The sequence below is a fragment of the Prescottella subtropica genome (assembly GCF_005434945.1).
Classification (GTDB): Bacteria; Actinomycetota; Actinomycetes; order Mycobacteriales; family Mycobacteriaceae; genus Prescottella; species Prescottella subtropica.
The window spans coordinates 26277-52324 of sequence record NZ_SKCH01000003.1 but is presented as its reverse complement, the minus strand read 5'-3'; the positions used below and the strand labels follow the sequence as shown (position 1 = coordinate 52324).

Sequence of the window (26048 nt, the reverse complement as noted above, 5' to 3'; positions counted from 1 at the left end):
GCGACCGATTCCTACCGTTACGCGAGAGCGGTGGCCGGCAGATACCGGCCCAGAACCTCACGTTCGACGTCGGACAGCGGACGGGATGTCTCGGTGCGGACGTCGAACGCCACCAGCAGAGCGTCCCCGGCTGCGCAGACGTTGCCGTCGACGTCCTCGACGACGTGCCGCATCGTGAACGACGACGTGCCCACGTGCACGATCGACACCTCGACCCGGACCGGGCCGGACGCATCCGTGATCGGGCGGAGGAACTCGGCGTCCATCTTGCGGACGACGACCGCCCCGGCCCGGCCACCGCCGGCACGCACCTGCTCCTTCAGGAACAGGGCACGCGCTTCCTGCATGAACTCGACGACGCGGGCGTTGTTGACGTGCCCGAGCCGGTCGGAGTCACCCCACCGGATCTGGACGTCGCAGCTGTAGATCTTCGCTTCGGACACGACGATCAGTCGCGCGTCAGCTTGCGGTGCGTGACGCGGTGCGGGCGGGCGGCATCGGGGCCGAGGCGCTCGACCTTGTTCGCCTCGTAGCCCTCGAAGTTGCCCTCGTACCAGTACCAGGCCGCCTCGTTGTCGCCGAAGCCGCCTTCCCACGCCAGGATGTGGGTGCAGGTGCGGTCCAGGAACCAGCGGTCGTGCGAGATGACCACGGCGCAGCCGGGGAACTGCTCGAGCGCGTTCTCCAGCGAACCGAGGGTCTCGACGTCCAGGTCGTTGGTCGGCTCGTCGAGCAGGATCAGGTTGCCGCCCTGCTTGAGCGTCATCGCCAGGTTGAGACGGTTGCGCTCACCACCGGAGAGCACCCCGGACGGCTTCTGCTGGTCGTGGCCCTTGAAGCCGAACGAGCTGATGTAGGCGCGCGAGGGCATCTCGGTCTGGCCGACCACGATGTGGTCGAGGCCGTCGGAGACGACCTCCCACACTGTCTTGGCCGGGTCGATTCCGGCGCGGTTCTGGTCGACGTAGCTCAGCTGGACCGTCTGACCGACCTTGACCTCGCCGGCATCCGGATCCTCGAGCCCGACGATGGTCTTGAACAGCGTCGTCTTACCGACACCGTTGGGGCCGATGACGCCGACGATGCCGTTGCGCGGCAACGTGAACGACAGGTCCTTGATCAGGACGCGGCCGTCGAAGCCCTTGTCGAGGTTCGAGACCTCGACGACCACGTCGCCGAGGCGCGGCGGCGCCGGGATCTGAATCTCGTCGAAGTCGAGCTTGCGGGTCTTCTCGGCCTCGGCGACCATCTCGTCGTAACGGTCGAGTCGGGCCTTGTTCTTGGCCTGACGGGCCTTGGCACCCGAGCGGACCCAGGCGAGCTCCTCCTTGAGGCGCTTCTGCAGCTTCTGGTCCTTCTTGCCGGACACCTCGAGGCGCGCGGCCTTCTGCTCCAGGTACGTGGAGTAGTTGCCCTCGTACGGGTACAGGCGGCCGCGGTCGACCTCGCAGATCCACTGCGCGACGTGGTCGAGGAAGTAGCGATCGTGGGTGACCGCGAGGATGGCGCCCTGGTAGGCCGCCAGGTGCTGCTCGAGCCACAGCACCGACTCGGCATCGAGGTGGTTGGTGGGCTCGTCGAGCAGCAGCAGGTCAGGCTTGCTCAGCAGCAGCTTGCACAGTGCCACACGACGCTTCTCGCCACCGGACAGGTGGGTGACCATCTCCTCCGGCGGCGGGCAGCGCAGCGCGTCCATCGCCTGCTCGAGCTGCGAGTCGATCTCCCAGGCATCCGCGTGGTCGAGCTTCTCCTGGAGCGTGCCCATCTCCTCCATGAGCTCGTCGGAGTAGTCGGTGGCCATCAGCTCGGCGATCTCGTTGTAGCGCTTGAGCTGCACCATCGTCTCGCCGAGGCCTTCTTCGACGTTCTCGCGAACAGTCTTGGTCTCGTCGAGCAGCGGCTCCTGCATCAGGATGCCGACCGAGGCGCCGGGAGCGAGGAACGCCTCACCGTTGCCCGGCTGATCCAGCCCGGCCATGATCTTCAGGATGCTCGACTTACCGGCGCCGTTCGGGCCCACCACACCGATCTTGGCGCCCGGATAGAAGCTCATGGTGACGTCATCGAGGATGACCTTGTCGCCATGCGCCTTGCGCACCTTCTTCATCGTGTAAATGAACTCAGCCACCCAAAGGCTCCCATCTGGACCGGAAAATGTGCAGCTCACGGGCTGCGAGAATGCACGACTCGGGTGCCAGCCTACCGCGCCCGGACCGGTGCCTCCGCCCGCGCTCGACGCTCCCTCCCCCTTGGCTGAAGGGACCCTTCGGTCGCTACGAGCGCACGAAGGGCACCTTCAGCCGGAAGCCGGGATCAGCCCAGCAGCCGCTGGACGAAGGGGGTGGTGTCGGGCAGGGAAGCGGCCATGGTCTCGCTGTGTCCGGTCGGGTAGGTGCGGTAGGTCGCGTCGACGGCCGCGATGGCGAAGTCGACGGCCAGCTTGAACGAGAACGGTGCCGGGACGACGGTGTCGAACAGTCCCTGTGCGACGAACAGCGGCCTGTCGTAGCCGTTGGACGGGACACCGAGGTATGCAGTCATCGCGTCCCGGAACGCCGGTTCGGCGAGCGGTCGGGCGAGGAGTTCACCGACCGAGACGCCCGCGACCGCCTCGTCCTGTGTGTCGTAGCAGTTGACTTCGGCGGCGTCGACGAGTTCCCGGCCGCGCGGCGTCAGATAGCTGTCGACGTCGACCTGCGGCATGGTTTCGCGCATACCCGCCAGGATGTAGGTGGTGAACGATGTGAGGCCGTCGAATCCGAGGTTCGGGATCCAGGGTCCACCGATCACGAAGCCGTGCTCGAGGTTGGACGGGGCGCCGGTGGTGACCGCGCCGCGGTAGTCGAGGTCGGGTGCGTACGTCGTGGCCTTGTGGGCGGCGGCGAGGGCCGCGTGCCCGCCCTGGGACTGGCCGATCACCGTCCAGCGCGGCGACAGTTCCGGGACGGCCGCGCGGCCGGCGCGAACCATGTCGATGACGGCGTTCGCCTCGGATTCGGATTCGAGGTACGGATGCACGCCCGGGGTGCCGAGCCCGATGTAGTCGGTGGCGACGATCGCGTAGCCCTGCGCCAGCCAGTGGCCCAGGTAGGTGGCGTCCCGTTCCGTCCGCGCATTGCGCGACGGCGCGCACGAGTCGCCCAGACCGACGGTGCCGTGCGCCCACGACACCACCGGCCAGCCGCCCTCGGGCGGGGTGCCCGACGGCACGAACACCACGCCGGTGCTCGACGCGGGACGCCCGGCGGCGTCCCGCGTCGTGTACTCGATCCGGTACTGCCGGGCCGCGCCGGCCAGCCCGAGTTCGGCGGGTAGCTGCTGCACCGATTCGACGTGACCGGGTGCGGCCGGTACCGCGTCGGCCGAGGCGGTGGCCGGGGCGAGGGCGGCGAGCGCGAGTGCCGCTCCTACTGCGGTGGAACGGCGCAGTGCTCCCGCGGCGGAACCGCGCAGTGTCTTCGAACGTGATCGACGCATACCAACTCCCGAGTGTTGTGAATGTCCGGATCGGATGTCGATCACTGTGTCAGACCGTCGCACCGGCGTGGACCGGATCCGTTCAGCCGACGAGTGCGGGCTCCACGTCGACGAGTCCCGCACCGTCTGTCACATCGTCCGATCCAGATCCCGGTTCCTGGGCCGGCGCTTCCTCCGACGGGGCCGCGGGACGCGCCCGTCCGGTGCGGTCGAGTTTGACGCTGCACCGGGACAGGTCGGGGCCGACGGCGGTGGCCCGCATCTCGAGTCCGCTGCGCGGTTCGCCGTCGCGGGTGATGTATTCGTTGGTGCGCAGTTCCCCGTACGCGATGATCGGGTCGCCCTTCATGAGGGATGCGGCGACGCCCGAGACGAGCCGGCGCCAGCAGCTGACGGTCAGGTACAGGGTGCCGCCGTCGACCCATTCCCCGGAGTCACGGTCTCGGCGGCGGATGTTGCTGGCCATCCGGAAGCTCAGCACCTCCTCTCCCGACACGGTTTCGCGTTTGACCGGATCGGTGATCACGGTGCCGACGACAGCGGCGTGGGTCTCGTACATGGTGTCCCCCTCGAACTGTGTGCGGCGTCCCCGCTGAATGCGGCGAACGCACCGCCCGGATGGGGCGGTGCGTTCGACGATGCCGGGGATGCGGCGGCGGGGACAGGGGTTCACCGGATCTGTGGATGAACAGAAGTCGTATCCACAGCCCACCCCGAAACGGCCGGTTTCGGGGTGTTCCCGTCGGAGCCGTGTGCTACAGGCCGGCTTCCCGGTCGCGGCGGGCGAGTTCGGCGAACATCGCGTTGTGGGCGGCGAGGTCGGCGCCGTCGTCGCGTTCGGCGGCCCGGTCGACGCGTTTCGCGGTCCGCTGGTCGCTGCGCGACCACTGCACCAGCAGCGCCAGCATGATGATCACGAGCGGCATCTCACCGGTGGCCCAGGCGATGGAGCCGCCGAGCTGCTGGTCACGCAGCAGGTCGTCGTTCCAGCCGAGCCCGAGGGACCGGTAGAAGGTGGCACCCATGACCTCGCCCATGCTCATCAGCGCGATGCCGAAGAACGCGTGGAACGGCAGCGACCCGAACACCACGCCGAGTTTCGTCACGGGCTGCAGGTTCCGCGGGGCCGGGTCGACGCCGATGATCACCCAGTAGAAGAGGTAGCCGCTGAGGATGAAGTGCAGGTTCATCACCAGGTGCGCGGCGTGGCTGTCGACGGCGGCGCTGAAGATACCGCCGAGATACAGCGCGTAGAACCCGCCGACGAACAGCACGGCCGCAACCAGCGGTTGCGTCAGGAACCGCGAGATGGGGCTGTGCAGGAAACTGAGCAGCCATTCACGCGGGCCGGGGACACCGTCCTTCCCGGCGGGCCGCAGCGCCCGCAGCGCGAGTGTGAACGGGCCGCCGAGTGCGAGCAGGACGGGCGCGAGCATCGACAGCGCCATGTGGGCGCCCATGTGGACGCTGAACACGGCCGGTGCGTACCGTCCGACACCCGACGACGTCGCGAGGAGCAGGACGAGGCAGCCGAGCAGCCACGAGATCGTCCGGCCGACCGGCCAGGAGTCGCCGCGTTTGCGGAGGGTGCGCAGGCCGACGATGTAGAGCACGGCGAGCACGATCGCCGCGGTGCCGAACATGAGGTCGAAGCGCCAGTCGAACATCAGGCGCGCGAGGGTCGGCGGTCCGTCGAGGTTGTAGCCGAGTTCGACCTCGCTGAGGGTGGGGATCGACGACGGCGGCGGGGGCGGGGTGCGGCCGAGTCCGACGGCGAGGCCGATGGTGGCGGCGAACACGAGGACCTCGGCGCCGGCGAACCGGACGAGCGCGCCCCGGGACTGCGGGTCGGCGACGAGCGCCGGCAGCGACCTGCGACGCTGCAGGAAGCCGAAGACGCCGAGAAGAACGAGGGCGACGGTCTTCGCGACGACCAGACGGCCGTACGTGGTGGAGAACACCTCGTCGAGCGGCATCCGGACGAGGGCGTTGACGATGCCGCTGACGGCCATGGCGACGAAGCAGATCGTCGCGACGAACGAGAAGCGGCGGGCCGCGACGTCGGTGTGGGCGCCGCCGCGGCGGGCGTGCGCGAGCAGCGCGAACAGGCCACCGGCCCAGAACGCGGCCCCGACGAGATGCCAGATGAGGCTGTTGGTGGCGATGTCGTGGGAGCCGCCGGACGACGAGTGCCCGGTCAGAGCGAGCGGCATCATCGCGGCGATGCTCAGTAGTAGCAGGAACGGTGTCCACGACCAGCGCAGTGCGATGCGGGTCAGGACGGTGAGGACGAGTGCGAGTCCCGCGGTCCACACCCAGGCGACCGCGTTCTCGACCTGTCCGATCGCCGACCACAGGTTGTCCGGCTGGATCGCCACCGAGAACGGCTGCCCGGACGTGTCCGACAGGGTCAGCGGCACGAGGATCACCGCGCACAGCGCCCACGCGAGGGCGGCGTGCGACGCGGTGCGGACCGCGCGGTAGCCGTCGACGTCGAGGACCCCACTCTTCTGCGGCGGCACCATGAACGCCGCGAACAGCAGGGAGCCGACGGTGACGACGGCCGCGATCTCGCTGACGGCGCGGATCGCGGGCAGCCCGTAGGTGGTGAACGGGCCGGGGTCGGGGATGCCCATGAGGACGAGCGCCTGCGACGCCGACAGGGCGACGACCAGCGCGGCGACCACTCCCGCGAGGACACCGCTGACGGCGTAGACGGGCCCGGAACCGGTGTGGGGAGGGGAAACGGGAGCGCGATCGGACTGCTCTCGCAGGGGTGTTGCCATAGCCACCAGGGTAGGACCTACGACGATGCGTCGGACTCAGGCCTCGACCGGTCCGGGTACCGACCGGTTCGTGGTGGCGGCATCGACGGCGCCTCCGGCGATGTCGCAGACCGGATCGGACAAGCCGTCACGCATCGGAACACTCCACCCCTTTCGGCCGTCGCCGCAGGTAGGACGGCCGATTCCCGGATGTCGATCTCGCGTGGGACGTAAACTCGGCGGTGTGACACCCGCTCAGCTGCGAGCCTATTCCGCGGTGGTGCGGCTCGGCTCGGTCCGGGCGGCGGCACGGGAATTGGGCATGACGGATTCGGGTGTCTCGATGCACATCGCGCAGCTCCGCAAGGAACTCGGCGACCCCCTGTACAGTCGTGGACCGTCCGGTCTGGTGTTCACGCCGGGCGGGTTGTGTCTCGCCGGGCGGGCAGTGGAGATCCTCGGCCTGCAACGGCAGACGGCACTCGAGGTGGGGCAGGCCGGGCACGGGCGGCGCATGCTGCGGATCGCGGCGTCACCCCTGTTCGCCGAGCATGCCGCCCCCGGACTGGTCGACCTGTTCGCGTCGGCCGCGACGGACCTGTCGGTGGAGATCAGTGTCCATCCGGCGCGCCGGTTCGCCGACCTCGTCGCCTCCCGGACCGTCGACGTCGCGCTCGGCCCCCGCGCCTCCGACCATCGCGGCCAACTGTCGGTGTGCCCGTTCCTGCACTACGAGGTGCTGACGGTGTGCGCGTCCGACCATCCCCTCGCCCGTACCGGTCCCCCACTGTCGCGGCTACAGGAACAGCAGTGGTTCCTCGGCCCGTCCGCCGCCGCGGGCGACGGGCCGATGCGGCGGATGCTGCGCGACCTCGCCGTCCCGGACACCCGTAAACGCGTCTTCCCCAGCGACGCCGCCGCGATCGAAGCCGTCCGGCAGTCGACGGCACTGACCCTCGCCCTCCGCTACGCCGTCGGCGACGACCTGTTCGACGACAGCCTCGCCGTCCTCGACGGACCGGACCTGCACGCCGACGACGACTGGTGTGCCACCACCCTTGCACCCCGGCACCTCCAACCGGCCACCGTCGAACTGCTGCACGTCATCACCACCCCGCACTGCCGGCAGGCCATGACCCGCCCCGCCGGCGCCGACATCACCCACTACGCACCCCACACCCACGTCACCCGATGGAGCTGACGACCGGGTTCGCGGAAGCGCCCCCGTCTGCAGGTATGCTTCTGCCCGCGCCTCCGTAGCTCAGTTGGATAGAGCAAGAGCCTTCTAATCTCTAGGTCGCAGGTTCGATTCCTGCCGGGGGCACCATCTGACCTGCGGCTATGGGTCAAACTCCCCACTCGAGTGGATACATATCGCCGCCGATCGAATACTCGCGAGGCCCTGTTCTCGGCCTGAACGTGGGTTTCGAAACAGAGGTGATCGACACCGTCGCTCAGACACACCGACGGCCCGCCCCCGAAACCCGGGGACGGGCCGTCGCGTCACGAGAACCGAACTGCTACTTCACGTTCAGCTGCAGGGTCTCGCCGGATTCCGGGGTCTCCACGCCGAGCAGCTTCTGCTCGCCGGTGACACCCGGGTCCGGGGCGTCGCCGGTGCCGCGCGACATGAGTCCGGCACCGAGGTCGGTGCGCATGTAGATGACGTTGTAGCGGTCCCACGTGGTGAGGACGAAGTGCAGGTCCTTGCCCTGCGACCACGGGTGCATCAGTCCGCCGTACAGCGACGGCAGCGCGACCGAGCTGACGATCGTCTGCTTACCGCTCCACGGGCCGATCGGCGAATCGGACTGACGCATCACCAGGCCGTTCACGTCGGTGTACATCGCGATGTACTTGCCGAGATAGTCGTTCCACTGCACCGACAGCTCGCTGACCTTGCCGTTGATCACCGGCTTCGCGGCACTGATGTCGGCCGACCACGTCGATCCGGTCCAGTACTCGTACTTGGTCAGGTCCACCATGTCGGCCGACGTCGCCAGAACCCGCGCCAGGCGGGCCTCACCGGAGCGGCCGGACGGGGTACCGAACTCGTAGACGTACTTGTCGTCCGCACCTCGTCCGGGGACGAACGCGCTCATCTGCCAGTTCTTGTTGGCCGAGGCCAGCGCGGGAACCCCCGGGAGGTCGATGCCGTCGAACACGCCCTCACGGTTGAGCCGCACCGTCTGCGGCAGCGTCTTCCACGTGTCGCCGTTGTCCGAGGACTCCGCCAGACCGGAGTAGTTCGTCGTCCACTCGCCCGGGGTGTCCCAGGAGCGCACCGACATCCAGCGCACGTACTGCTTGCCGTCGACGGCGACACCACCGGTGGGGATGACGGTGAACTCGGGGAAACTCCCCGGATTCTGGCCCAGCAGCCCCTGGATCACCTGCCGGGAGAAGTTCGGCGGCGGCGGGGTCGCCAGCGGCGAGTTGTCCAGTCGCATGCCGTCGGCAAGGTTCCGGTCGCTGCTGCGGAACAGCACGTTGCTGCGCCACTGGTCGCCGGGCTCGTCGCAGTCGCCGACGGTGTCTCCGAACGCCATCAGCACCTGGCCGGCCCCGTTGTCCCACATGATGCCGAGGTCGGTGCCGGAGACGCTGAACCGTTCGATCGTCTTGTTGGGGCTGCCGGGCCCGGTGACCATCTCGATGGCCTTGGTCTTGCCGGACAGGATCGGCAGCGCGCCGTCGGGCGCACCGGTGATCCACGGCAGCGAGTTGGCGAGCGACCCCGTCGCACTGCCCAGGCTTCCCGCACCGAGACTGCCCATGAGGCTGCCGGTCAGCCCGGAACTGCCGAGGCTGCCGCTGCTCCCCGAACTACCCCCGCTGCCAGAGCTGCCGCTGCTCTGCCCGCACGGGCCACCGACCGCACCCGCCGGCGTCGCCATCGCAACCGACAGACCGACCGTGACCGCGGTCGCCGACAAGGCGGCCGCCCATCTCCGTGTCCCTGCACTCACTGACTGTGTCCTTCCCACCCATTTGAGGGGAAGACGATCCGCACATGTCCACCCGACCGGATGTTTCCCCCGAAGCATGTATCGAGCCATGATCGAACCACGGCCACCCGACATCGATGGGCGTTACGCGCCGGAAACACGGAATCACCGACGTTCGACCCCCTCCACACGGCTCCTGATCGGTACAGATACGACATTTCCGCGCCGGACCCGACCTCCGAACCCACCCGTTGGTATGCAGATCTTCGCAACCGTGTAACACGATGTTTACACGTGGCTAATCTCACTTTCCCCTGGTAACCGTCGGAACCGACACTCTGCCCGGCTTACGCTGTGACGGCAAGGTTTCAAACTTCTCACGGAAATCAGGTAGGTGAACGTGTCTGTACGCGACCGCGTCGAGGAGATCTACAAGCAGGTCCTCCTTCGCAATGCTGGCGAGCCCGAATTCCACCAGGCGGTCGCCGAGGTCTTCGAATCGCTCACCGTCGTGCTCGATCGGCATCCCAACTACGCCGACAGCGCGCTGATCGAGCGTCTGTGCGAGCCCGAGCGGCAGATCATCTTCCGCGTGCCGTGGCAGGACGACAACGGAAACGTCCACGTCAACCGCGGTTTCCGCGTGCAGTACAACAGTGTGCTCGGCCCCTACAAGGGCGGCCTGCGCTTCCACCCGAGCGTCAACCTCGGCATCGTGAAGTTCCTCGGCTTCGAGCAGATCTTCAAGAACTCCCTCACCGGTCTGCCCATCGGCGGCGGCAAGGGCGGCTCGGACTTCGATCCCAAGGGTCGTTCCGAGGCCGAGATCATGCGTTTCTGCCAGTCGTTCATGACCGAGCTGCACCGCCACATCGGTGAGTACACCGACGTGCCGGCCGGTGACATCGGCGTCGGAGGCCGCGAGATCGGCTACCTGTTCGGCCAGTACAAGCGCCTCACCAACTCGTACGAGTCGGGCGTCCTCACCGGCAAGGGCCTCACGTGGGGCGGCTCGATGGTCCGCAAGGAGGCCACCGGCTACGGTGCCGCCTACTTCGTCGCCGAGATGCTGGCCGCCAAGGGCGACTCCATCGAGGGCAAGAAGGCCGTCGTGTCCGGCTCCGGCAACGTCGCCATCTACGCGATCGAGAAGATCCACCAGCTCGGTGGCACCGCCATCGCATGCTCGGATTCGTCGGGCTACATCCTCGACAAGAACGGCCTCGACCTCGATCTACTCAAGGAGATCAAGGAGGTCCGCCGCGGCCGTATCTCCGAGTACGTCGACGAGCGCGCCGACGCCGAGTTCTACCCGGGCGGCAACATCTGGAACGTGCCGTGTGACATCGCCCTGCCGTGTGCCACGCAGAACGAACTGGACGACGTGTCCGCGAAGACGCTGGTCAACCACGGTGTCAAGGCTGTCGCCGAGGGCGCGAACATGCCCACCACCCCGGGCGGTATCACGGTGTTCCGTGAGGCCGGTGTCGCGTTCGCTCCGGGCAAGGCCGCCAACGCCGGCGGTGTCGCCACCTCCGCACTGGAGATGCAGCAGAACGCGTCGCGTGATTCCTGGAGCTTCGAGTACACGGACGAGCGCCTGTCGAAGATCATGCGTGACATCCACAGCCGCTGCTCCACCACGGCCGAGGAGTACGGCAAGCCGGGCGATTACGTCCTGGGCGCCAACATCGCCGGCTTCGTGAAGGTCGCCGACGCGATGTTCGCCCTCGGCGTCATCTGATCGATCCCACTACGACATCGGCCCCGGCACCTCATCGGAGGTGCCGGGGCCGATCTCGTTCGCCCGCACCCCGATTCGGCTACCGTGACGCCATGACCACCGATTCCCGGATCGACCGCATTCCCGTGGGCGCGTGGACGTTCGACGTCACCGTCACCGGCCCCGACGACGGCACCCCGATCGTGTTGCTGCACGGGTTCCCGGAGAGTTCCGCGTCGTGGCGTCCGGTCACGCCGCGTCTGGCCGCCGCGGGACTGCGGGTCCTCGCACCGGATCAGCGCGGCTACTCGCCCGGCGCCCGACCCGGGAGCGTCGAGGACTACCGGTCGGACCGTCTCGTCGGCGACGTCGTCGGCCTGCTCGACGCGTACGGTCTGGGCTCGGCGCATCTCGTCGGCCACGACTGGGGCGCCGCGGTCGCGTGGCAGGTCGCCGGGCAGCACCCGGAGCGGGTGCGCAGCCTCACTGCGGTGTCGGTGCCGCATCCGTCGGCGTTCGGGTGGGCGCTGCGCACGGACGCCGACCAGCAGCGCCGCTCCGGATACTTCGGCCTGTTCCGTGAGGACGGGAAAGCGGAAGCGGTTCTCCTCGAGGACGATTCGCGCCGCCTGCGGGCGATGTTCGGCGGTATCCCCGATCCGGGTCTCGTCGACGAGCACGTGCGGTTGCTGTCGCAGCCGGGTGCCCTGACCGCCGCTCTGAACTGGTATCGGGCCATGACCCACGGGTTCGGGGAACTCGCGCCGGTGACGGTGCCCACCACCTACGTGTGGAGCACCGCCGACCCCGCGCTCGGACCGGCCGGGGCGCAGCGGTGCGGCGAGTTCGTCGACGCCCCGTACCGGTTCGTCGTCCTCGACGGGGCGAGCCACTGGATCCCGGAGGAACGCCCGGACGCGTTGGCCGACGCGGTCCTCGCCCGCGTCGCGCAGTCCTGACCCCACTGTGGCCGAATGTCACATGCGTTCAGTCGAACTGAACCGGTGTGACATTCGGCCGCACGTCCGGCGCCTGTATCACCAGCAGGGCGGCGAGTCCGACGGCGAGGACGACGAGCAGTCCGACGATGCCGGCGCGGTCGGCGTCGAACCACCAGGCGAAGAATCCGAACAGGGTGGGGGCGAGGAACGAGACGGCGCGGCCGGTGGTGGCGTAGAGCCCGAACAGTTGGCCTTCGCGGCCGGGTGGGGTGAGCCGGGCGAGGAAGGTGCGGGACGACGACTGGGCGGGGCCGACGAACAGGCACAGCAGCAGTCCGAACACCCAGAACATGGCGGGCCCGGACACGGCCAGCAGCACGACGCCGACGACCAGCATCGCGGTCAGGGACACCACGATGACGGCCTTGGGTCCGGCGCGGTCGTCGAAGCGTCCGGCGACGATCGCACCGAGCGCGGCCACGACGTTGGCGGCGACACCGAACAGTAGGACGTCGTCGGCGGCGAGTCCGTAGACGGTGACGGCGAGGACGGCGCCGAACGTGAACACGCCGGCCAGTCCGTCGCGGAACAGGGCGCTGGCGATCAGGAATCCGACGGTGCGCCGGTCCTGGTGCCACAGGTCGCGGACGTCGCGGCCCAGCACCCGGTAGGAGTCGAGGAATCCGGCTTTCGCGGCGCCGGGGTCGGCGGCGGTGCGCGGCGCCTCGGGGACGGCGACGAGGACGGGGATCGCGAACACTGCGAGCCACACCGCTGCGAGCAGTGCCACGAGTCGGATGTTCAGGCCGCCGTCGGTGGTGATGCCGAGCAGTCCGCGGGTGTCGCCGTCGCCCGCGATGAACCCGAGGTAGCAGATCAGCAGCAGCACGATGCCACCGAAATAGCCCATGGCCCAGCCGAATCCGGAGACCCGGCCGATGGCCTCCGGGGTGGACACCTGCCGGAGCATCGCGTTGTAGGGGACGCCGGCGAGTTCGAAGATCACCGATGCGACGCCGAGCAGGGCGAGCCCGAGCCACAGGTAGTGGTAGTCGTCGACGACGAAGAACATGCCGGCCATCGCGGCGACGGTGAGGAACGTGAGCACCGCGAGGGAGCGTTTGCGGCGGCCGGTGGCGTCGAATCGTTGCCCGCTCACGGGGGCGAGGACGGCAATGAAGAAGCCGGCGATGCCGAGGGACCAGCCGAGCCACGTGCTCGCCGAGATCGAGCCGGGCAGGTCGTCGCCGACCGCGTCGGTGAGGTAGACGGAGAACACGAACGTGAGGACGACGGCGTTGAATGCCGCCCCGCCCCAGTCCCACAGTCCCCATGCCGCGACCTGACGCCGTGTCGCCGCCTGCCCGATACCCGCTTCGCCCGCCACGCCGGTGCTCATGGCGGGGAGCCTAATCGGACGGACCCCTCGATTCGCGGTGACAGCACACCGATCGGTCTATTCAACTGGTTGCATATTCTATGCAGTGCATAGAGACTGTGGGTGTGGCACTCGAACACGCGATCCTCGTGTCCCTCTCCGAACAGTCCGGTTCGGGGTACGAGCTCGCGCGCCGGTTCGATCGGTCGATCGGGTTCTTCTGGAGCGCCACCCACCAGCAGATCTACCGCGTACTCAAGCGGATGGACGACGCCGGCTGGGTCGTGGGTGAGGCCGTCGCACAGGACGGCCGTCCCGACAAGACGGTGTACCGGGTGTCGAGTGCGGGGCGGGCCGAGTTGTCCCGCTGGATCGCCGAACCCACCGAACCCGGGCATCTGCGCAACGAGCTCGCCGTGAAGATCCGCGGCGCGTCGTCCGGCGATCTGACGCCACTGCTCGCCGAGGTGCGCCGGCACCGCGACGAGCACGCCGCCCGCCTCGCGGTGTACCACCGCATCGAGGCGCACGATTTTCCGCCGACCCGCCGCCGCACCGGCCGCACCCTGCACCAGTACCTCGTCCTGCGCGGTGGGATCCGCGTCGAGGAGGGGTTCGTCGCATGGTGCGACGAGGTGCTGGCCGCGCTCACCGCCGCCGACTGACGAAAGAGTCCGCCATGATGCCCCCGTTCCCGCACCTGCTGTCCCCGCTCGACGTCGGCCCCACGACACTGAAGAACCGCGTGATCATGGGGTCGATGCACACCGGTCTCGAGGACCGGGCGAAGCACACCGGCCGGCTGGCCGCGTTCTACGCCGAACGCGCCCGCGGCGGTGTCGGCCTGATCGTCACCGGCGGATACGCGCCCAACCGGACGGGGTGGCTGCTGCCGTTCGGCGCCAAGCTCACCCACCGGCTCGAGGCGCGACGGCACCGCCGGATCACGGCCGCCGTGCACGACGCGGGCGGGAAGATCGCGTTGCAGATCCTGCACGCGGGCCGCTACAGCTATCAGCCGCTGAGTGTGAGCGCGTCGTCGATCAAGGCGCCCATCAATCCGTTCCGGCCGCGCCGGCTCACCGATCGCGGGGTGCGGTGGCAGATCCGCAACTTCGTCCGCTGCGCGACCCTCGCCCGGTCGGCCGGGTACGACGGCGTCGAGATCATGGGCGGCGAGGGCTATTTCGTCAACCAGTTCCTGTGCGAGCGCACCAACAAACGATCGGACGCGTGGGGCGGCACCCCGGAGAAGCGGCGCCGCCTGGCCGTCGAGATCGTCCGCCGCACCCGGGCTGCGGTGGGGCCGGACCTCCTGATCCTGTTCCGGCTGTCGATGGCCGACCTCGTCGAGGGCGGGCAGAGTTGGGACGACATCGTCACGCTCGCACGGGAAGTCGAGTCCGCGGGCGCGAACGTGATCAACACCGACATCGGCTGGCACGAGTCGCGGGTGCCGACCATCGTGACGTCGGTGCCGCGGGCCGCGTTCGCCGACGTCACCGAGAAACTCGCGAAGCACGTGAGCATCCCGGTCGTGGCGTCGAACCGGATCAACATGCCCGAGGTGGCCGAGGAGATCCTGGACCGCGGCGGCGCGCAGTTGATCTCGATGGCCCGGCCGATGCTCGCCGACCCCGACTGGGTCCGCAAGGCCGCGGCCGGCATGTCCGACGAGATCGCCACGTGCATCGCCTGCAACCAGGCGTGCCTCGATCACGCGTTCGCGAACAAGCACGTCTCGTGCCTGCTCAACCCGCGGGCCGGACGCGAGACCGAATTGACGCTGCTACCGACCCGCCGGACGAAGAACGTGGCCGTCGTCGGGGCCGGGCCGGCCGGGCTGTCCGCGGCACTGAACCTGGCCGAACGCGGGCACACCGTCACCCTGTTCGAGGCGCGCGACGACCTCGGCGGGCAGTTCGCGATCGCCCGGAGGATTCCCGGCAAGGAGGAGTTCGCCGAGACGATCCGCTACTACCGGCGCCGACTCGACCGCACCGGCGTGGACGTCCGGCTCGGAACCCGGGTCACCGCAACCGAACTGGTCGACGCCCGATTCGACGAGGTGGTCGTCGCCACCGGCGTCGTCCCGCGGATCCCGGCCATTCCCGGTATCGACCATCCGTCGGTGCGCTCGTACGCCGACGTGGTGCGCGACGGCGCCCCGGTGGGGCGTCGGGTCGCGGTGATCGGGGCGGGCGGGATCGGCGTCGACGTCAGCGAGTTCCTCACCCACGACCACTCCCCCACCCTGGACCTCGCGGCGTGGAAGCGGGAGTGGGGCGTCACCGACCCCGAGAGCGCGCCCGGTGCGCTGACCACCCCGCAGCCGGCGCCGTCGCCGCGGGAGGTGTACCTGCTGCAGCGCAGCCCGGGACGGATCGGTGCGGGCCTCGCGAAGACCACCGGCTGGGTGCACCGGGCGGCCCTGAAAGCCAAGGGTGTTCATCAGCTGTCCGGTGTCACCTACGACCGTATCGACGACGAGGGCCTGCACATCACCGTCGACGGCAGGCCGCGCCTGCTGACGGTGGACAGCGTCGTGATCTGCGCGGGCCAGGAGTCGGTGCGCGACCTCGTCGACGAGTTGACCGCCGCGGGTGTGACCACCCATGTGATCGGCGGCGCCGACGTGGCCGCCGAACTCGATGCGAAGCGGGCCATCGAGCAGGGCACCCGGCTCGCGGCCCGGATCTGAACACGACATACCTGCCGACCCGCTACGCTGGCCTGTCGTGAGCCTGCCGCATCCCCGCCCTGACGCCCGCGCCGTCGTGACCGGTGCCTCCTCCGGTATCGGTGAGGCCCTCGCCGCCGAACTGGCCGCGCGTGGGCACTCGCTGATCCTCGTCGCCCGCCGCGGCGACGTCCTGGAGACGACCGCCGCCGACCTGCGCGACAGGCACGGTGTCGAGGTCGAGGTCCGCGCCGTGGACCTGTCCGACCGGGACGGCCGCGCCCCGCTGGTCGCCGAACTGGCGGAGCGGGAGATCTCGATCCTGTGCAACAACGCGGGCATCGCGACGTTCGGTCCGGTCGTCGACCTCGATCCGTCGTACGAACGTGACCAGGTGGAACTGAACTCCGTCGCCGTGCACGATCTGACGCTCGCGGTGCTGCCCGGTATGGTCGAGCGCCGCTCCGGCGCGATCCTCATGGTCGGGTCGGCGGCCGGCAACATGCCGATCCCCAACAACGCCACCTACGCGGCGACCAAGGCGTTCGTGAACACGTTCTCCGAGTCGCTGCGCGGTGAACTCAAGGGCAGCGGCGTGAACGTCACGCTGCTCGCCCCGGGTCCGGTCCGCACCGAGATCCCGGACCCCGCGGAGGCGTCGATCGTCGACAAGCTGGTCCCCGATTTCCTGTGGATCTCCAGCGAGTACGTGGCGAAGGTGTCGCTCGACGCGCTCGCCGACAACAAGATGCGGATCGTGCCCGGCATCCTCAGCAAGGGCATGTCGATGGCCGGCCAGTACAGCCCGCGCGCGGTGATCGCCCCGATCGTCGGCACCTTCTACAAGAAGCTCGGCGGCTGACCGGAGCGTCAACCCCGCGTCAGATCCGGCGGCGACGGCGTCAAACAGCCGTCAAGACGCCGTCCGGACGTCGCGCACCGGCGTACGCCTGACAGGGAACCCACACCCCCAGGAGTACGCCGGTGACCCTGCTCGATCTCTTCCCGTCCCTGCGCGCCGCGATGGTGCCGCGACTCGATCCCGCACTGTGGCCCGTCACCACCGGCCACGACGACCGCGGCCGCATCACCGTCGGCGGCGTCGCCCTCGACGACATCGCCGACGAGTACGGCACGCCGACGTACGTGCTGGACGAGGACGACGTCCGGCACCGCTGCCGCACCTACCGCAGCGCGTTCCCGGACGGCGAGATCGCCTACGCGGCACAAGCACTGATGACCCGCGGCGTCGCGGACTGGGTGACCGGTGAGGGCCTGGCCCTCGCCGTGGGCTCGGTGGGCGACCTCGCGATCGCGCGCGCGGCCGGCATCGATCCGCGGCGGATCGTCTTCCGCGGCAACGCGACGACGGCGTCCGACCTACGCACCGCCGTCGCCGCCGGAGTGGGACGCATCGTGGTCGGCACCCACACCGAGATCCGGCTCCTCGCGTCGGTCGTGCCCGGACGCCGGCAGGTTCTCGTCCGCGCCACCCCCGACACCGACGTCGCCGCCGCGGCCCGGCTCGTCGTCGAGCAACCGCGACTCGACCCGGTGGGCCTGCACTGCCGTCTCGGTTCCCGGATCACCGACAGCGACGTCTACGCCACCGCGGTCGCCGACCTGATCGGGCAGATGGAGCAGATCCGCCGCGACCACGGCATCGTCCTCACCCGTCTCGATCTCGGTGGCGGGCACGCGGTCCCGTACCGCAGCGGCGACCCGCACCTCGATCCCGCCGACCTCGCCCGCGCCGTCGACGACGCCCTCGACGACGCGTGCGCCCGCAACCGGTTCCCCCGTCCGACTCTCATCCTCGAGCCCGGGCGCGGTGTCGTCGCCCGCGCCGGCGTCACCCTGTACCGGGTGGTGTCGGTCGAAACCGGTCGCGACGGAACGACGTTCGTCACCGTCGACGGCGGCGTGGGCGACCACCCGCAGGTCTCGATGTCCGACGCCCGCTACGACGTCGTCGTGGCCAACCGGCATCCTGTCGCCGTCGGGATCCCCGCCACGGTGCTCGGACGGCACGGGGACGCCGGCGACGTCCTGGCCCGCGACGTGCCGTTGCCCGAGGATCTGCACCCCGGTGACGTGCTGGCGGTGCCGTGCACCGGCGCCTACCACCACGCTCTCGCGTCGTCGTACGGCGGTTTCGGGCGGCCGCCGATCGTGGCGGTGCGCGGCGGCGTGTCCCGTCCGCTGATCCGCAGGGAGACCGCCGCCGATCTGTTGGCCCGAGAGGTCGGCGTCCGACACCCGTTCCGGTGAGTGAGATCACCGTCACATTTTCTGGCCTACCGGACGAATAGTGATGCGGAGCACATCGTTCCGCATCATCAGGAGGATCCCCCGTGAAGACCCGCGCCGCCGTGATCACCGAAGCCCCCGGCACCTACAAGGTGGTCGACCTCGAACTCGAGGGCCCCCGTCAGGGTGAGATCACCGTCAAGATGGTCGCGTCCGGACTGTGCCACTCGGACGACCACATCGCCAAGGGCGATCACGGGGTGGGTCGCTACCCGATCTGCGGCGGCCACGAGGGTGCGGGGATCGTCGTCGAGGTGGGCCCGCACACCCTCGGCTGGGAGGTCGGTGATCACGTCGTGTTCTCGTTCCTCGCCGGGTGCGGCCGCTGCCGCTGGTGCGCCAAGGGCCTGCAGAACCTGTGCGATCGCGGCGCCGCGATCATGACCGGGGGACGACCCGACGACCCCGACAGCTACCGTCTCACGCTCGACGGCGCACCCGTCGCACAGACGTGCGGCCTCGGCACGTTCAGCGAATACACCACTGTCAGCACCGATTCCGCCGTCAAGGTCGACAAGGACCTGCCGCTCGACAAGCTGTGCCTGCTCGGCTGCGGCGTCGGCACCGGCTGGGGTGCGGCCGTGAACTCCGCCCAGGTGTATCCGGGGCACACCGTCATCGTCATGGGTGTCGGCGGCATCGGCATCAACGCCGTGCAGGGCGCCGCGCACGCCGGCGCGGCACACGTCATCGCCGTCGACCCGGTCGAGTTCAAGCGCACCACCGCCCTCGACTTCGGCGCCACCCACGCGGTCGCCACGATGGAGGAGGCCACCGAGATCGCCCGCTCGTTCACCAACGGGCAGGGCGCGGACTCCGCGATCGTCACCGTCGGCGTCACCACCGGCGAGCATGTCGCGCAGGCATTCTCGTCGATCCGTAAGGCCGGGACGTGCGTGGTGACCGGCCTCGGGAAGATGGAGGACATGGGTCTGCCGATCAGCCTGCTGGAGCTGACGCTCTACCAGAAGCGCATCCAGGGTTCCCTGTTCGGCTCGTCCGCCCCGAGCGCCGACATCCCGTGGATGATCGAGCTGTACCGCAGCGGCAAGCTCGAACTCGACCGGCTCGTCACCGCCACCTACACACTCGACGACATCGCGCAGGGCTTCGTCGACATGCACGACGGCAAGAACATCCGCGGCGTCGTCCTGTTCGACTGACACACCCGACAGCGGCCCGGTCCCGGTCGGCGACACCGCCCGTGACCGGGCCTGACTACTGTGTTTCCTGTGCAGGACAAATTGGTATGGATCGATTGTGAAATGACGGGGCTGCAGCTCGGGTCGGACAAGCTCATCGAGATCGCCGCTCTGGTGACCGACAGCGACCTGAACATCCTCGGAGAGGGCGTGGACATCGTCATCCACGCCGACGACGCCGCGCTGGCCGCGATGCCCGACGTCGTCACCGAGATGCACGCCCGCTCGGGGCTCACCGAGGAGGTGCGGGCGTCGACGGTGACCCTCGCGGAGGCCGAGCAGCAGGTGCTCGCCTACATCCGGCAGCACGTGCCCGTGCCCGGGACGGTGCCGCTGGCCGGTAACTCGATCGCCACCGACCGTGGCTTCATCACCCGGGACATGCCCGCGCTGGACGCGCACCTGCACTACCGGATGATCGACGTCAGCTCGATCAAGGAACTGTGCCGACGCTGGTACCCGCGCATCTACTTCGGCCAGCCGGAGAAGGGTCTCGCGCACCGTGCGCTCGCCGACATCAAGGAATCCATCCGGGAACTGAAGTACTACCGGCAGACCGCGTTCGTCGCGGATCCGGGCCCGTCGACCAACGACATCGCCGCCGTCGTGAAGGACCTGGGACCGGCCTGACCAGCGGATTGGCACTTTCGCCGATCGTCAGGCTAATATTTGACTCGCTGCAGCAACCGGTACCGCCGGAAGCGACAGTGATGGTGACTGTAGTTCAGTTGGTAGAGCACCAGGTTGTGATCCTGGCTGTCGCGGGTTCGAGTCCCGTCAGTCACCCCGAACAAACGCCCTCCGGCATTGCCGGAGGGCGTTTTTCGTTGTGCCGGCCAGAGCCCTCCCGCGTTTCGCGCACTTGTCGCGACGCCGAGCCCCCGACACCCGCGTTTCGCGCACTTGTCGCGCGGTTTCGGCCGCTCCGGGCGCGACAAGTGCGCGAAACGCGAGGCCACAGGGCGCGTGGGGCAGATCACAATTTTGACACTCAGTGTCACGGCAAATCGCCCTGAGCAGGAAAAATACGCAAAGTCCCGCTGAGTGGGACTGGCAATTAACTGTTTGTTCATCGCGAATCTACTGTGACGCACAGCATCTTCGATGCACCGGCATGACACATGTCACTGCCGCTGTTTCCCTTACTAAGGAGATCCGACATGGGTTCTATCGACGCTGACACCATGGGCCTCATCAAGCAGATCCAGCCGGTCGTCCAGGGCGTCGGCGGCGTCCTCTCCGGCGCTGCTGCGATCCTCGGGCTCGTCGGTGCGGTGAGCACCCTCAGCACCGCTCTCTGAGACTTCGCACTCCGGCGGGCATCTCCACCGGAAACGACTGAAGCCCCCGCCTCGGCGGGGGCTTCAGTCGTTTCACGAACGATCTCAGTCGAACAGCGTCGGCGCCTCGCCGGCGTCGTCGGCGGCCGGTGTGACGCGGGCGCCGGGTTCGGCCTTGCGGACGACGGTCAGCGTCGTGGTGCGACGTGACAGCCGGTGGCCGTCCGCGTGTTCGAGCAGTGCCATGCCGTGGCGTACTTCGAGTACCGTCCACGGTCCGGCGTGCCCGACTGTCTGAACGAGATCTCCGACTTTCACCGCTCCCACGTTGCGCTCCCGTTCATCCGGTCGATTCGGTCACATTCAGCGTAGACGGCTCCTACGCGTTTCCGGCGCTCCAGGTCTCCCACGGAATGTTCCAGTCGCCGAGGCCGTCGGTGCCGGACAGGGTGCCGCCGACGGTGTTCTCGACGACGACGACGTCACCGCGTTTGGTGTTGTCGAAGATCCATTTGGCGTTCGACGGGCTGAGGTTGAGGCAGCCGTGGCTGGTGTTGGTGTTGCCCTGTTCGGCGATCGACCACGGTGCGGAGTGGAAGAAGATGCCGCTGTACGACATCCGCGTGGCCCAGTCGACGGGGGTGCGGTAGCCGTCGGACGAGTTGATCGGCACACCGTACGTGGACGAGTCCATGATCATGTGGTCGAAGCGGTCGCCGATGATGTAGACGCCGTTGTCGGTGGGGGTCGCGTTCTTGCCCATCGAGGTGGGCATGGTCTTGACGGCCTTGCCGGCCACGTCGACGGTCACCTGCTTGGTGTCGTCGTCGACCCGGATGATCACCGCGTCGCCGATCGTGAACGACGAGTGCACGTCCTCCTGCCCGAACAGGCCCTTGCCGAGGTCGCGGCCGTACGCCTCGACGTCGACGGTCACGGTGGTGCCGGGCGTCCAGTAGTTCTGCGGACGCCAGCGCACCTCCCGGTTGTTCAGCCAGTAGAAGGCGCCGTCGACGGGCGGATTCGTGGTGACCGTGATGGCGTCCTCCGCGGCCTTCCGGTCGGGAATGTTCTCGTCGAACTGGACGGCGACCGGCTGTCCGATGCCGACGACGCTGCCGTCACCCGGCATGACGTACGGCTTGGTGAGGTTGCCGGGGGCGCTGGTCGTGAACGACATCGTCGTGGTGGTGGCACCGCCGAGCCCGTACGCCTCGGCCTGCAGCGTGTAGGTGCGGTTGTAGCCGAGTTGTTCGGTGGTGGCCCACGACAGCCCGTCGGGGGCGACGGCACCGTCGACGACCTTGCCGTCGGGATTGGTCAGCGTCACCTCCGTCAGGCGTCCGTCGACGACGCCGACGGTGACCGGGTCGCCGGGGGACGCGCCGACCGCGCCGTCGACGACGGACGTCGTCAGCTTCGGTTGGATGAGGGCGACGAGCGGATTCGAGTCGACGGGGTCGGAGGAAGTGGACGCCCCGGCCGCCCCGGTCGAGATCGTGCAGCCCGTGACGAGCATCACCGCCCCCAGTGCCGCGGCACCGGCCGCGAGTACCGCCGGTAACCGTCGTCTCGCCGTCCCGGTGTCGCTCCGACGCGGACCGCCGCCCCTGATACCCATGAAAACCCCACTTCGCACTGCATGAACCACTTCGACACACCACGGAGGACCGGCCCTGCCGATCACCCACGTCACTGCATGATGCCAGTTTTGTCCGACCTTGCCGACCGACGTGCCGGGCCGGTGAATAACGGTCGAATACCGATCGCCACCTGGGGCGGAAGGGTTGCAGGGAGGCGGATTTGCTTTCGCTCGAAGCCGTCCGCTAATGTTCTCTTCGCACCGAGCGAGGGACACCTCGCGACGAGCAATGCGCCTATAGCTCAGTTGGTAGAGCAAGTGACTCTTAATCACTGGGTCCGGGGTTCGAGTCCCTGTGGGCGCACGCTGGTTCACTGGCAGCTGGTTCGCCAGCGGTCGGTGAGCAGCATATGGGCATGCGCCTATAGCTCAGTTGGTAGAGCAAGTGACTCTTAATCACTGGGTCCGGGGTTCGAGTCCCTGTGGGCGCACCGAGAAAGCCCCCGCACGCATCGCGTGCGGGGGCTTTCGCCGTCTCCGGGTAGACCCGTGAACGCCGAACGAGACACCACGGCACGTTCCCGCGAGGAAAACGTGCCGTGGTGTCCCGTTCGGCGGACGAACCCGCTTCTAGCGGAAGATCTTGCGCAGCACCACAAGCCCGACGACCGCGCCGACACCGACGAGGGCGGCCTTCACCTTCGGATCCCCCAGCTTGACGAGGACGCTCGCCTTGGTGGTCTCCACCAGACGCTTGGGGTTGGTGCGGACAGCGAGCACGTCGAGCGTCTGTGCGAGCTGGTTGCGGGCGCTCTCGATGTCCCGCTCGATGGCCTCGGTGTCCCTGGGCACGTGTCCTCCAATAAGTGAATCGGTGCTGCTGTCGCCGGTCACGCTACCGGCAAGCTCGGTCCAACCGTAGAACAGAAGACACCCGGCGGTTTCGGTAGCCTCACTGGCTGTGACCGACAACAAGCTCGCCGCCGGCGAGGACAACAGGCTCGTCCCCGGCGACACCGCCCCCGACTTCACGCTGCCCGACGCCGACGGCACCGAGGTGTCGCTCGCCGACTACCGGGGCCGCAAGGTGATCGTGTACTTCTACCCCGCCGCGAGCACACCGGGCTGCACCAAGCAGGCGTGCGATTTCCGCGACAACCTCGCCGAGTTGAGCGGCGCCGGTCTCGACGTCGTCGGTATCTCCCCCGACAAGCCGGCCAAGCTCGCGAAGTTCCGGGATGCGGAGGCGCTGACGTTCCCGCTGCTGTCGGATCCGGAGAAGACGACGCTGGCCGCGTGGGGCGCGTTCGGGGAGAAGAAGCTGTACGGCAAGGTCGTCCAGGGCGTCATCCGGTCGACGTTCCTGATCGACGAGAACGGCCGGGTCGAGGTGGCGCAGTACAACGTGCGCGCCACCGGTCACGTCGCGAAGCTGCGCCGCGACCTGTCCGTCTGACCGGTCAGCCTGCCCGACCACCGAGGCCCCGCAGGAACAGTGCCTCGGCGACGGCGAGGTTCTCGATCTCCGACGGGTCCACGCTCTCGTCGGGTGCGTGGATCAGTGCCCGCGGTTCCTCGGCGCCCATGAGCACGATCTCGGCGTCGGGGAACTGCTCGGCCAGCACGGTGCACAGCGGGATCGTGCCGCCCTGCCCGGCGACCACCACATCGGTGCCGTACGCGGCCGCCAGAGCCGCGGTCAGCGCCGTGTAGCCGGGCCCCGACGTCCGGGCCCGGAACGGCGCCCCCACCGCTTCCCGGTCGACGGTCACCCGGGCACCCCACGGGGCCGCCTTCTCGAGATGCGCGACGAGCGCGTCCTGCGCCCGGACCGGGTCCATGCCGGTGGGCACCCGCAGGTTCAGCCGGGCCGACGCGCGCGGCTGGATCGCGGCCGCGGACCCGACCACGGGCGGTGCGTCGATACCGAGGATCGTCAGCGCGGGCCGCGCCCACACCGCGTCGGCCACCGAATCCGATCCGGTGAGCCGGACCCCGTCGAGCACACCGGCGTCGGCCCGGAACTGCGCCTCCGGGTACTGCACGCCGTCCCAGATCTGCGCGGTGTCGAGTCCGTCGACGACGGTGTTGCCGCCGAGGTCGCGCAGCGTCGACAGCATCTGCACGAGGGCGGCGAGCGCGTCCGGCGCCGATCCCCCGTACATCCCCGAATGCAGTTCGCCCGTCAGGGTTTCCACATGGACGACGACGTTCGCGATGCCACGCAGGCTGGTGGTGAGCGTCGGGGCGCCGACCGCGACGTTGCCGGTGTCGGCGATGACCACGACGTCGGCGGCGAACAGGTCGGGCCGGTCCCGCACGAGCTGTTCGAGCCCACCTCCCCCGGTCTCCTCGCTGCCCTCGGACACGATCCGGATCCCGACCGGCAGCGGCTCACCGCCCGCAGTGAGCGCCCGCAACGCCAGCAGGTGCATGACGAGGTTGCCCTTGCAGTCGGCGGCGCCGCGCCCGTACCAGCGGCCGTCCCGCTCGGTGAGCGTGAACGGCGGCGACGCCCACAGCGCCTCGTCACCGGCGGGCTGGACGTCGTAGTGGCTGTACAGCAGGACGGTCGGCGCGCCGTCGGGTCCGGGCCGGTGCCCGACGACTGCGGTGGATCCGTCGGACGTCTCGATCAGCTCCACCGCTCCGATGCCGGCGCCGCGGAACGCGTCGGCCACCCATCCGGCGGCACCGGCGCATTCCTCCGGCGGGGCCTGCCGCGGGTCGGCGATGGACCGGAACGCCACCAGCTGCGCCAGTTCGGCGCGGGCCGCGGGCATCTGCGCCCGCACCCGCGACCGGATCTCGCCCGTCTGTTCCGCCGCCTGCTCCACCATCACAGCCACCTCCGGCACTGTCGACACGTCCCCTCGAGACTACGAGCACCCGCCCGGCAGCGGGCGTCCGAGACCGACTTTCCGGTACCGCGAGAAACACCAGAACGGGAACTTCGTCGAATCCTGTCCGAATCCCCGATAACCTGTGCTCGTGGAGTCCACTACCAGCCGCCGTCCGCCCCGCCGGGTGGACCCCGCGTTGGAGGTCCAGAGCGACCCCCAGGAGCTGGTGCCTCGGCGGCGCCCGACCCAGGAACGCAGCCGACGCAAATTCGACGCCCTGCTGACCTCGTCCCGTGAACTGCTCGTCGACGTCGGATTCGAGTCGTTCACGTGTGAAGAGGTCGCGGCGCGCGCCGAGGTGCCGATCGGCACCCTGTACCAGTTCTTCGCCAACAAGTACGTCATCGTGTGCGAACTGAACCGGCAGGACCTCGTCGGCGTCCAGCAGGAACTCGAGACGTTCAGCGGCGAGGTGCCGTCCATCGACTGGCTGCGGTTCCTCGGCAAGTTCGTCGACCACATGGCCGGACTGTGGACGTCGGATCCGTCGCGGCGCGAGGTGTGGCTGGCGATGCAGTCGACGCCGTCGACCCGCACCACCGGCATGATCCACGAGAAGGCGTTCGCCGAACAGGTGTCCCGGATGCTGGCGCCGCTCACCCCGCACACCCCGTGGGAGCGGCGCACCATGATGGCCGAGGTGCTCGTGCACGTCGTGTACTCGATGCTCAACTTCTCGGTGCAGGACGGGCAGAGCCACGCCGATGCCGTCGCCGAACTCAAACGACTCATGGGCGCCTACCTGATGGTGGCGGAGAAGGAAGCCCGCTCGACGGAGTAGCCCCCGGGGTGGAAGAAACGACGAGGCCGGCCGACGGATTGTGTCCGTCGACCGGCCTCGGTTCTTTTCCGTGCTCGA

The 26048-nt window shown here is 68.8% G+C and carries 23 protein-coding genes and 4 tRNA genes; 16 read left to right on the top strand and 11 right to left on the bottom strand.

Annotated features, from left to right (window positions below):
• Window positions 1–17: 17 nt before the first annotated feature.
• From E0497_RS04585 to E0497_RS04565, 5 genes are all read right to left on the bottom strand, one after another.
• Window positions 18–443 carry an acyl-CoA thioesterase gene (locus E0497_RS04585; RefSeq protein WP_137723609.1) on the bottom strand — a complete coding sequence of 142 codons (426 nt, stop codon included), beginning with the start codon at window positions 441–443 and terminating at the stop codon, window positions 18–20.
• A gap of 5 nt (window positions 444–448) precedes the next feature.
• The gene (gene ettA / locus E0497_RS04580; protein ID WP_137723608.1) at window positions 449–2128 is read right to left on the bottom strand and encodes an energy-dependent translational throttle protein EttA; all 1680 of its coding nucleotides are present in this window, start codon (window positions 2126–2128) and stop codon (window positions 449–451) included.
• Window positions 2129–2313: 185 nt separating this feature from the next.
• Window positions 2314–3477 (bottom strand): lipase family protein, encoded by a 1164-nt coding sequence (locus E0497_RS04575; RefSeq protein WP_137723607.1) that lies wholly within the window; start codon window positions 3475–3477, stop codon window positions 2314–2316.
• A gap of 82 nt (window positions 3478–3559) precedes the next feature.
• Window positions 3560–4036 (bottom strand): single-stranded DNA-binding protein, encoded by a 477-nt coding sequence (locus E0497_RS04570; protein ID WP_137723606.1) that lies wholly within the window; start codon window positions 4034–4036, stop codon window positions 3560–3562.
• 196 nt (window positions 4037–4232) lie between these two features.
• Window positions 4233–6263 carry a bifunctional copper resistance protein CopD/cytochrome c oxidase assembly protein gene (locus E0497_RS04565; protein WP_137723605.1) on the bottom strand — a complete coding sequence of 677 codons (2031 nt, stop codon included), beginning with the start codon at window positions 6261–6263 and terminating at the stop codon, window positions 4233–4235.
• Between the two features lie 223 nt (window positions 6264–6486).
• Here E0497_RS04565 and E0497_RS04560 point away from each other — a divergent pair, with 223 nt between their 5' ends.
• Window positions 6487–7443: a LysR family transcriptional regulator gene (locus E0497_RS04560; protein ID WP_137723604.1), complete on the top strand. Its 957-nt coding sequence runs from the start codon at window positions 6487–6489 to the stop codon at window positions 7441–7443.
• 49 nt (window positions 7444–7492) lie between these two features.
• A tRNA-Arg gene (locus tag E0497_RS04555) sits at window positions 7493–7569 on the top strand.
• Window positions 7570–7762: 193 nt separating this feature from the next.
• Here E0497_RS04555 and E0497_RS04550 read toward each other — a convergent pair.
• Window positions 7763–9211: a DUF4185 domain-containing protein gene (locus E0497_RS04550; RefSeq protein ID WP_338325456.1), complete on the bottom strand. Its 1449-nt coding sequence runs from the start codon at window positions 9209–9211 to the stop codon at window positions 7763–7765.
• A 379-nt stretch (window positions 9212–9590) separates the two neighbouring features.
• Between E0497_RS04550 and gdhA the strand changes: the two genes are divergently transcribed.
• The gene (gene gdhA, locus E0497_RS04545; protein WP_137723603.1) at window positions 9591–10934 is read left to right on the top strand and encodes an NADP-specific glutamate dehydrogenase; all 1344 of its coding nucleotides are present in this window, start codon (window positions 9591–9593) and stop codon (window positions 10932–10934) included.
• Window positions 10935–11026: 92 nt separating this feature from the next.
• A complete protein-coding gene (locus E0497_RS04540) occupies window positions 11027–11872 on the top strand; it encodes an alpha/beta fold hydrolase (RefSeq protein WP_137723602.1) in 846 nt (281 codons plus the stop codon).
• 28 nt (window positions 11873–11900) lie between these two features.
• On the opposite strand, the gene E0497_RS04535 is transcribed toward E0497_RS04540, so the two are convergent.
• On the bottom strand, window positions 11901–13253 hold the full coding sequence (locus tag E0497_RS04535; RefSeq protein WP_137723601.1) for an MFS transporter: 1353 nt from the start codon (window positions 13251–13253) through the stop codon (window positions 11901–11903).
• 104 nt (window positions 13254–13357) lie between these two features.
• Here E0497_RS04535 and E0497_RS04530 point away from each other — a divergent pair, with 104 nt between their 5' ends.
• The 8 genes from E0497_RS04530 (at window position 13358) to E0497_RS20595 (ending at window position 20725) form a co-directional block, all read left to right on the top strand.
• Window positions 13358–13897: a PadR family transcriptional regulator gene (locus E0497_RS04530; protein WP_137723600.1), complete on the top strand. Its 540-nt coding sequence runs from the start codon at window positions 13358–13360 to the stop codon at window positions 13895–13897.
• 17 nt (window positions 13898–13914) lie between these two features.
• A complete protein-coding gene (locus E0497_RS04525) occupies window positions 13915–15933 on the top strand; it encodes an NADPH-dependent 2,4-dienoyl-CoA reductase (protein WP_170312883.1) in 2019 nt (672 codons plus the stop codon).
• 37 nt (window positions 15934–15970) lie between these two features.
• On the top strand, window positions 15971–16774 hold the full coding sequence (gene cmrA, locus E0497_RS04520) for a mycolate reductase (RefSeq protein WP_137723598.1): 804 nt from the start codon (window positions 15971–15973) through the stop codon (window positions 16772–16774).
• 122 nt (window positions 16775–16896) lie between these two features.
• Window positions 16897–18183 carry a diaminopimelate decarboxylase family protein gene (locus E0497_RS04515; RefSeq protein WP_137723597.1) on the top strand — a complete coding sequence of 429 codons (1287 nt, stop codon included), beginning with the start codon at window positions 16897–16899 and terminating at the stop codon, window positions 18181–18183.
• Window positions 18184–18266: 83 nt separating this feature from the next.
• Window positions 18267–19385, top strand: coding sequence for an NDMA-dependent alcohol dehydrogenase (locus E0497_RS04510; RefSeq protein ID WP_137723596.1), 1119 nt, complete (start codon window positions 18267–18269; stop codon window positions 19383–19385).
• A 69-nt stretch (window positions 19386–19454) separates the two neighbouring features.
• Window positions 19455–20054: an oligoribonuclease gene (gene orn / locus E0497_RS04505; RefSeq protein WP_137723595.1), complete on the top strand. Its 600-nt coding sequence runs from the start codon at window positions 19455–19457 to the stop codon at window positions 20052–20054.
• A gap of 83 nt (window positions 20055–20137) precedes the next feature.
• A tRNA-His gene (locus E0497_RS04500) sits at window positions 20138–20210 on the top strand.
• 374 nt (window positions 20211–20584) lie between these two features.
• Window positions 20585–20725, top strand: coding sequence for a hypothetical protein (locus E0497_RS20595; RefSeq protein ID WP_170312869.1), 141 nt, complete (start codon window positions 20585–20587; stop codon window positions 20723–20725).
• Window positions 20726–20809: 84 nt separating this feature from the next.
• Here E0497_RS20595 and E0497_RS04495 read toward each other — a convergent pair whose 3' ends face one another.
• Together E0497_RS04495 and E0497_RS04490 are read right to left on the bottom strand one after the other, a co-directional pair.
• Window positions 20810–21031: a hypothetical protein gene (locus E0497_RS04495; protein ID WP_137723594.1), complete on the bottom strand. Its 222-nt coding sequence runs from the start codon at window positions 21029–21031 to the stop codon at window positions 20810–20812.
• A 52-nt stretch (window positions 21032–21083) separates the two neighbouring features.
• Window positions 21084–22325 (bottom strand): L,D-transpeptidase, encoded by a 1242-nt coding sequence (locus E0497_RS04490; protein ID WP_137723593.1) that lies wholly within the window; start codon window positions 22323–22325, stop codon window positions 21084–21086.
• A gap of 252 nt (window positions 22326–22577) precedes the next feature.
• Between E0497_RS04490 and E0497_RS04485 the strand changes: the two genes are divergently transcribed.
• A tRNA-Lys gene (locus E0497_RS04485) sits at window positions 22578–22650 on the top strand.
• 54 nt (window positions 22651–22704) lie between these two features.
• Window positions 22705–22777 (top strand) — tRNA-Lys (locus tag E0497_RS04480).
• 139 nt (window positions 22778–22916) lie between these two features.
• Here the strand turns inward: E0497_RS04480 and E0497_RS04475 are convergent.
• Window positions 22917–23138 (bottom strand): DUF3618 domain-containing protein, encoded by a 222-nt coding sequence (locus E0497_RS04475; RefSeq protein ID WP_137723592.1) that lies wholly within the window; start codon window positions 23136–23138, stop codon window positions 22917–22919.
• Between the two features lie 109 nt (window positions 23139–23247).
• Here E0497_RS04475 and bcp point away from each other — a divergent pair, with 109 nt between their 5' ends.
• Window positions 23248–23742, top strand: a complete 495-nt coding sequence (gene bcp, locus E0497_RS04470; protein WP_137723591.1) for a thioredoxin-dependent thiol peroxidase — start codon at window positions 23248–23250, stop codon at window positions 23740–23742.
• 4 nt (window positions 23743–23746) lie between these two features.
• Here bcp and E0497_RS04465 read toward each other — a convergent pair whose 3' ends face one another.
• Complete coding sequence (locus tag E0497_RS04465) at window positions 23747–25126, bottom strand: dipeptidase (RefSeq protein WP_137723838.1); 1380 nt, start codon at window positions 25124–25126, stop codon at window positions 23747–23749.
• Between the two features lie 187 nt (window positions 25127–25313).
• On the opposite strand from E0497_RS04465, the gene E0497_RS04460 reads away from it, so the two are divergent.
• Complete coding sequence (locus E0497_RS04460) at window positions 25314–25970, top strand: TetR/AcrR family transcriptional regulator (protein WP_421958308.1); 657 nt, start codon at window positions 25314–25316, stop codon at window positions 25968–25970.
• The last annotated feature ends 78 nt before the right edge of the window (window positions 25971–26048 follow it).

Coding starts and splice junctions, on each gene's coding strand:
- E0497_RS04490 (WP_137723593.1), bottom strand. CDS start 22,325: ATGGGTATCAGGGGCGGCGGTCCGCGTCGGAGCGACACCGGGACGGCG.
- E0497_RS04525 (WP_170312883.1), top strand. CDS start 13,915: ATGCCCCCGTTCCCGCACCTGCTGTCCCCGCTCGACGTCGGCCCCACG.
- E0497_RS04570 (WP_137723606.1), bottom strand. CDS start 4,036: ATGTACGAGACCCACGCCGCTGTCGTCGGCACCGTGATCACCGATCCG.
- E0497_RS04575 (WP_137723607.1), bottom strand. CDS start 3,477: ATGCGTCGATCACGTTCGAAGACACTGCGCGGTTCCGCCGCGGGAGCA.
- E0497_RS04465 (WP_137723838.1), bottom strand. CDS start 25,126: ATGGTGGAGCAGGCGGCGGAACAGACGGGCGAGATCCGGTCGCGGGTG.
- E0497_RS20595 (WP_170312869.1), top strand. CDS start 20,585: ATGGGTTCTATCGACGCTGACACCATGGGCCTCATCAAGCAGATCCAG.
- E0497_RS04540 (WP_137723602.1), top strand. CDS start 11,027: ATGACCACCGATTCCCGGATCGACCGCATTCCCGTGGGCGCGTGGACG.
- E0497_RS04535 (WP_137723601.1), bottom strand. CDS start 13,253: ATGAGCACCGGCGTGGCGGGCGAAGCGGGTATCGGGCAGGCGGCGACA.
- E0497_RS04565 (WP_137723605.1), bottom strand. CDS start 6,263: ATGGCAACACCCCTGCGAGAGCAGTCCGATCGCGCTCCCGTTTCCCCT.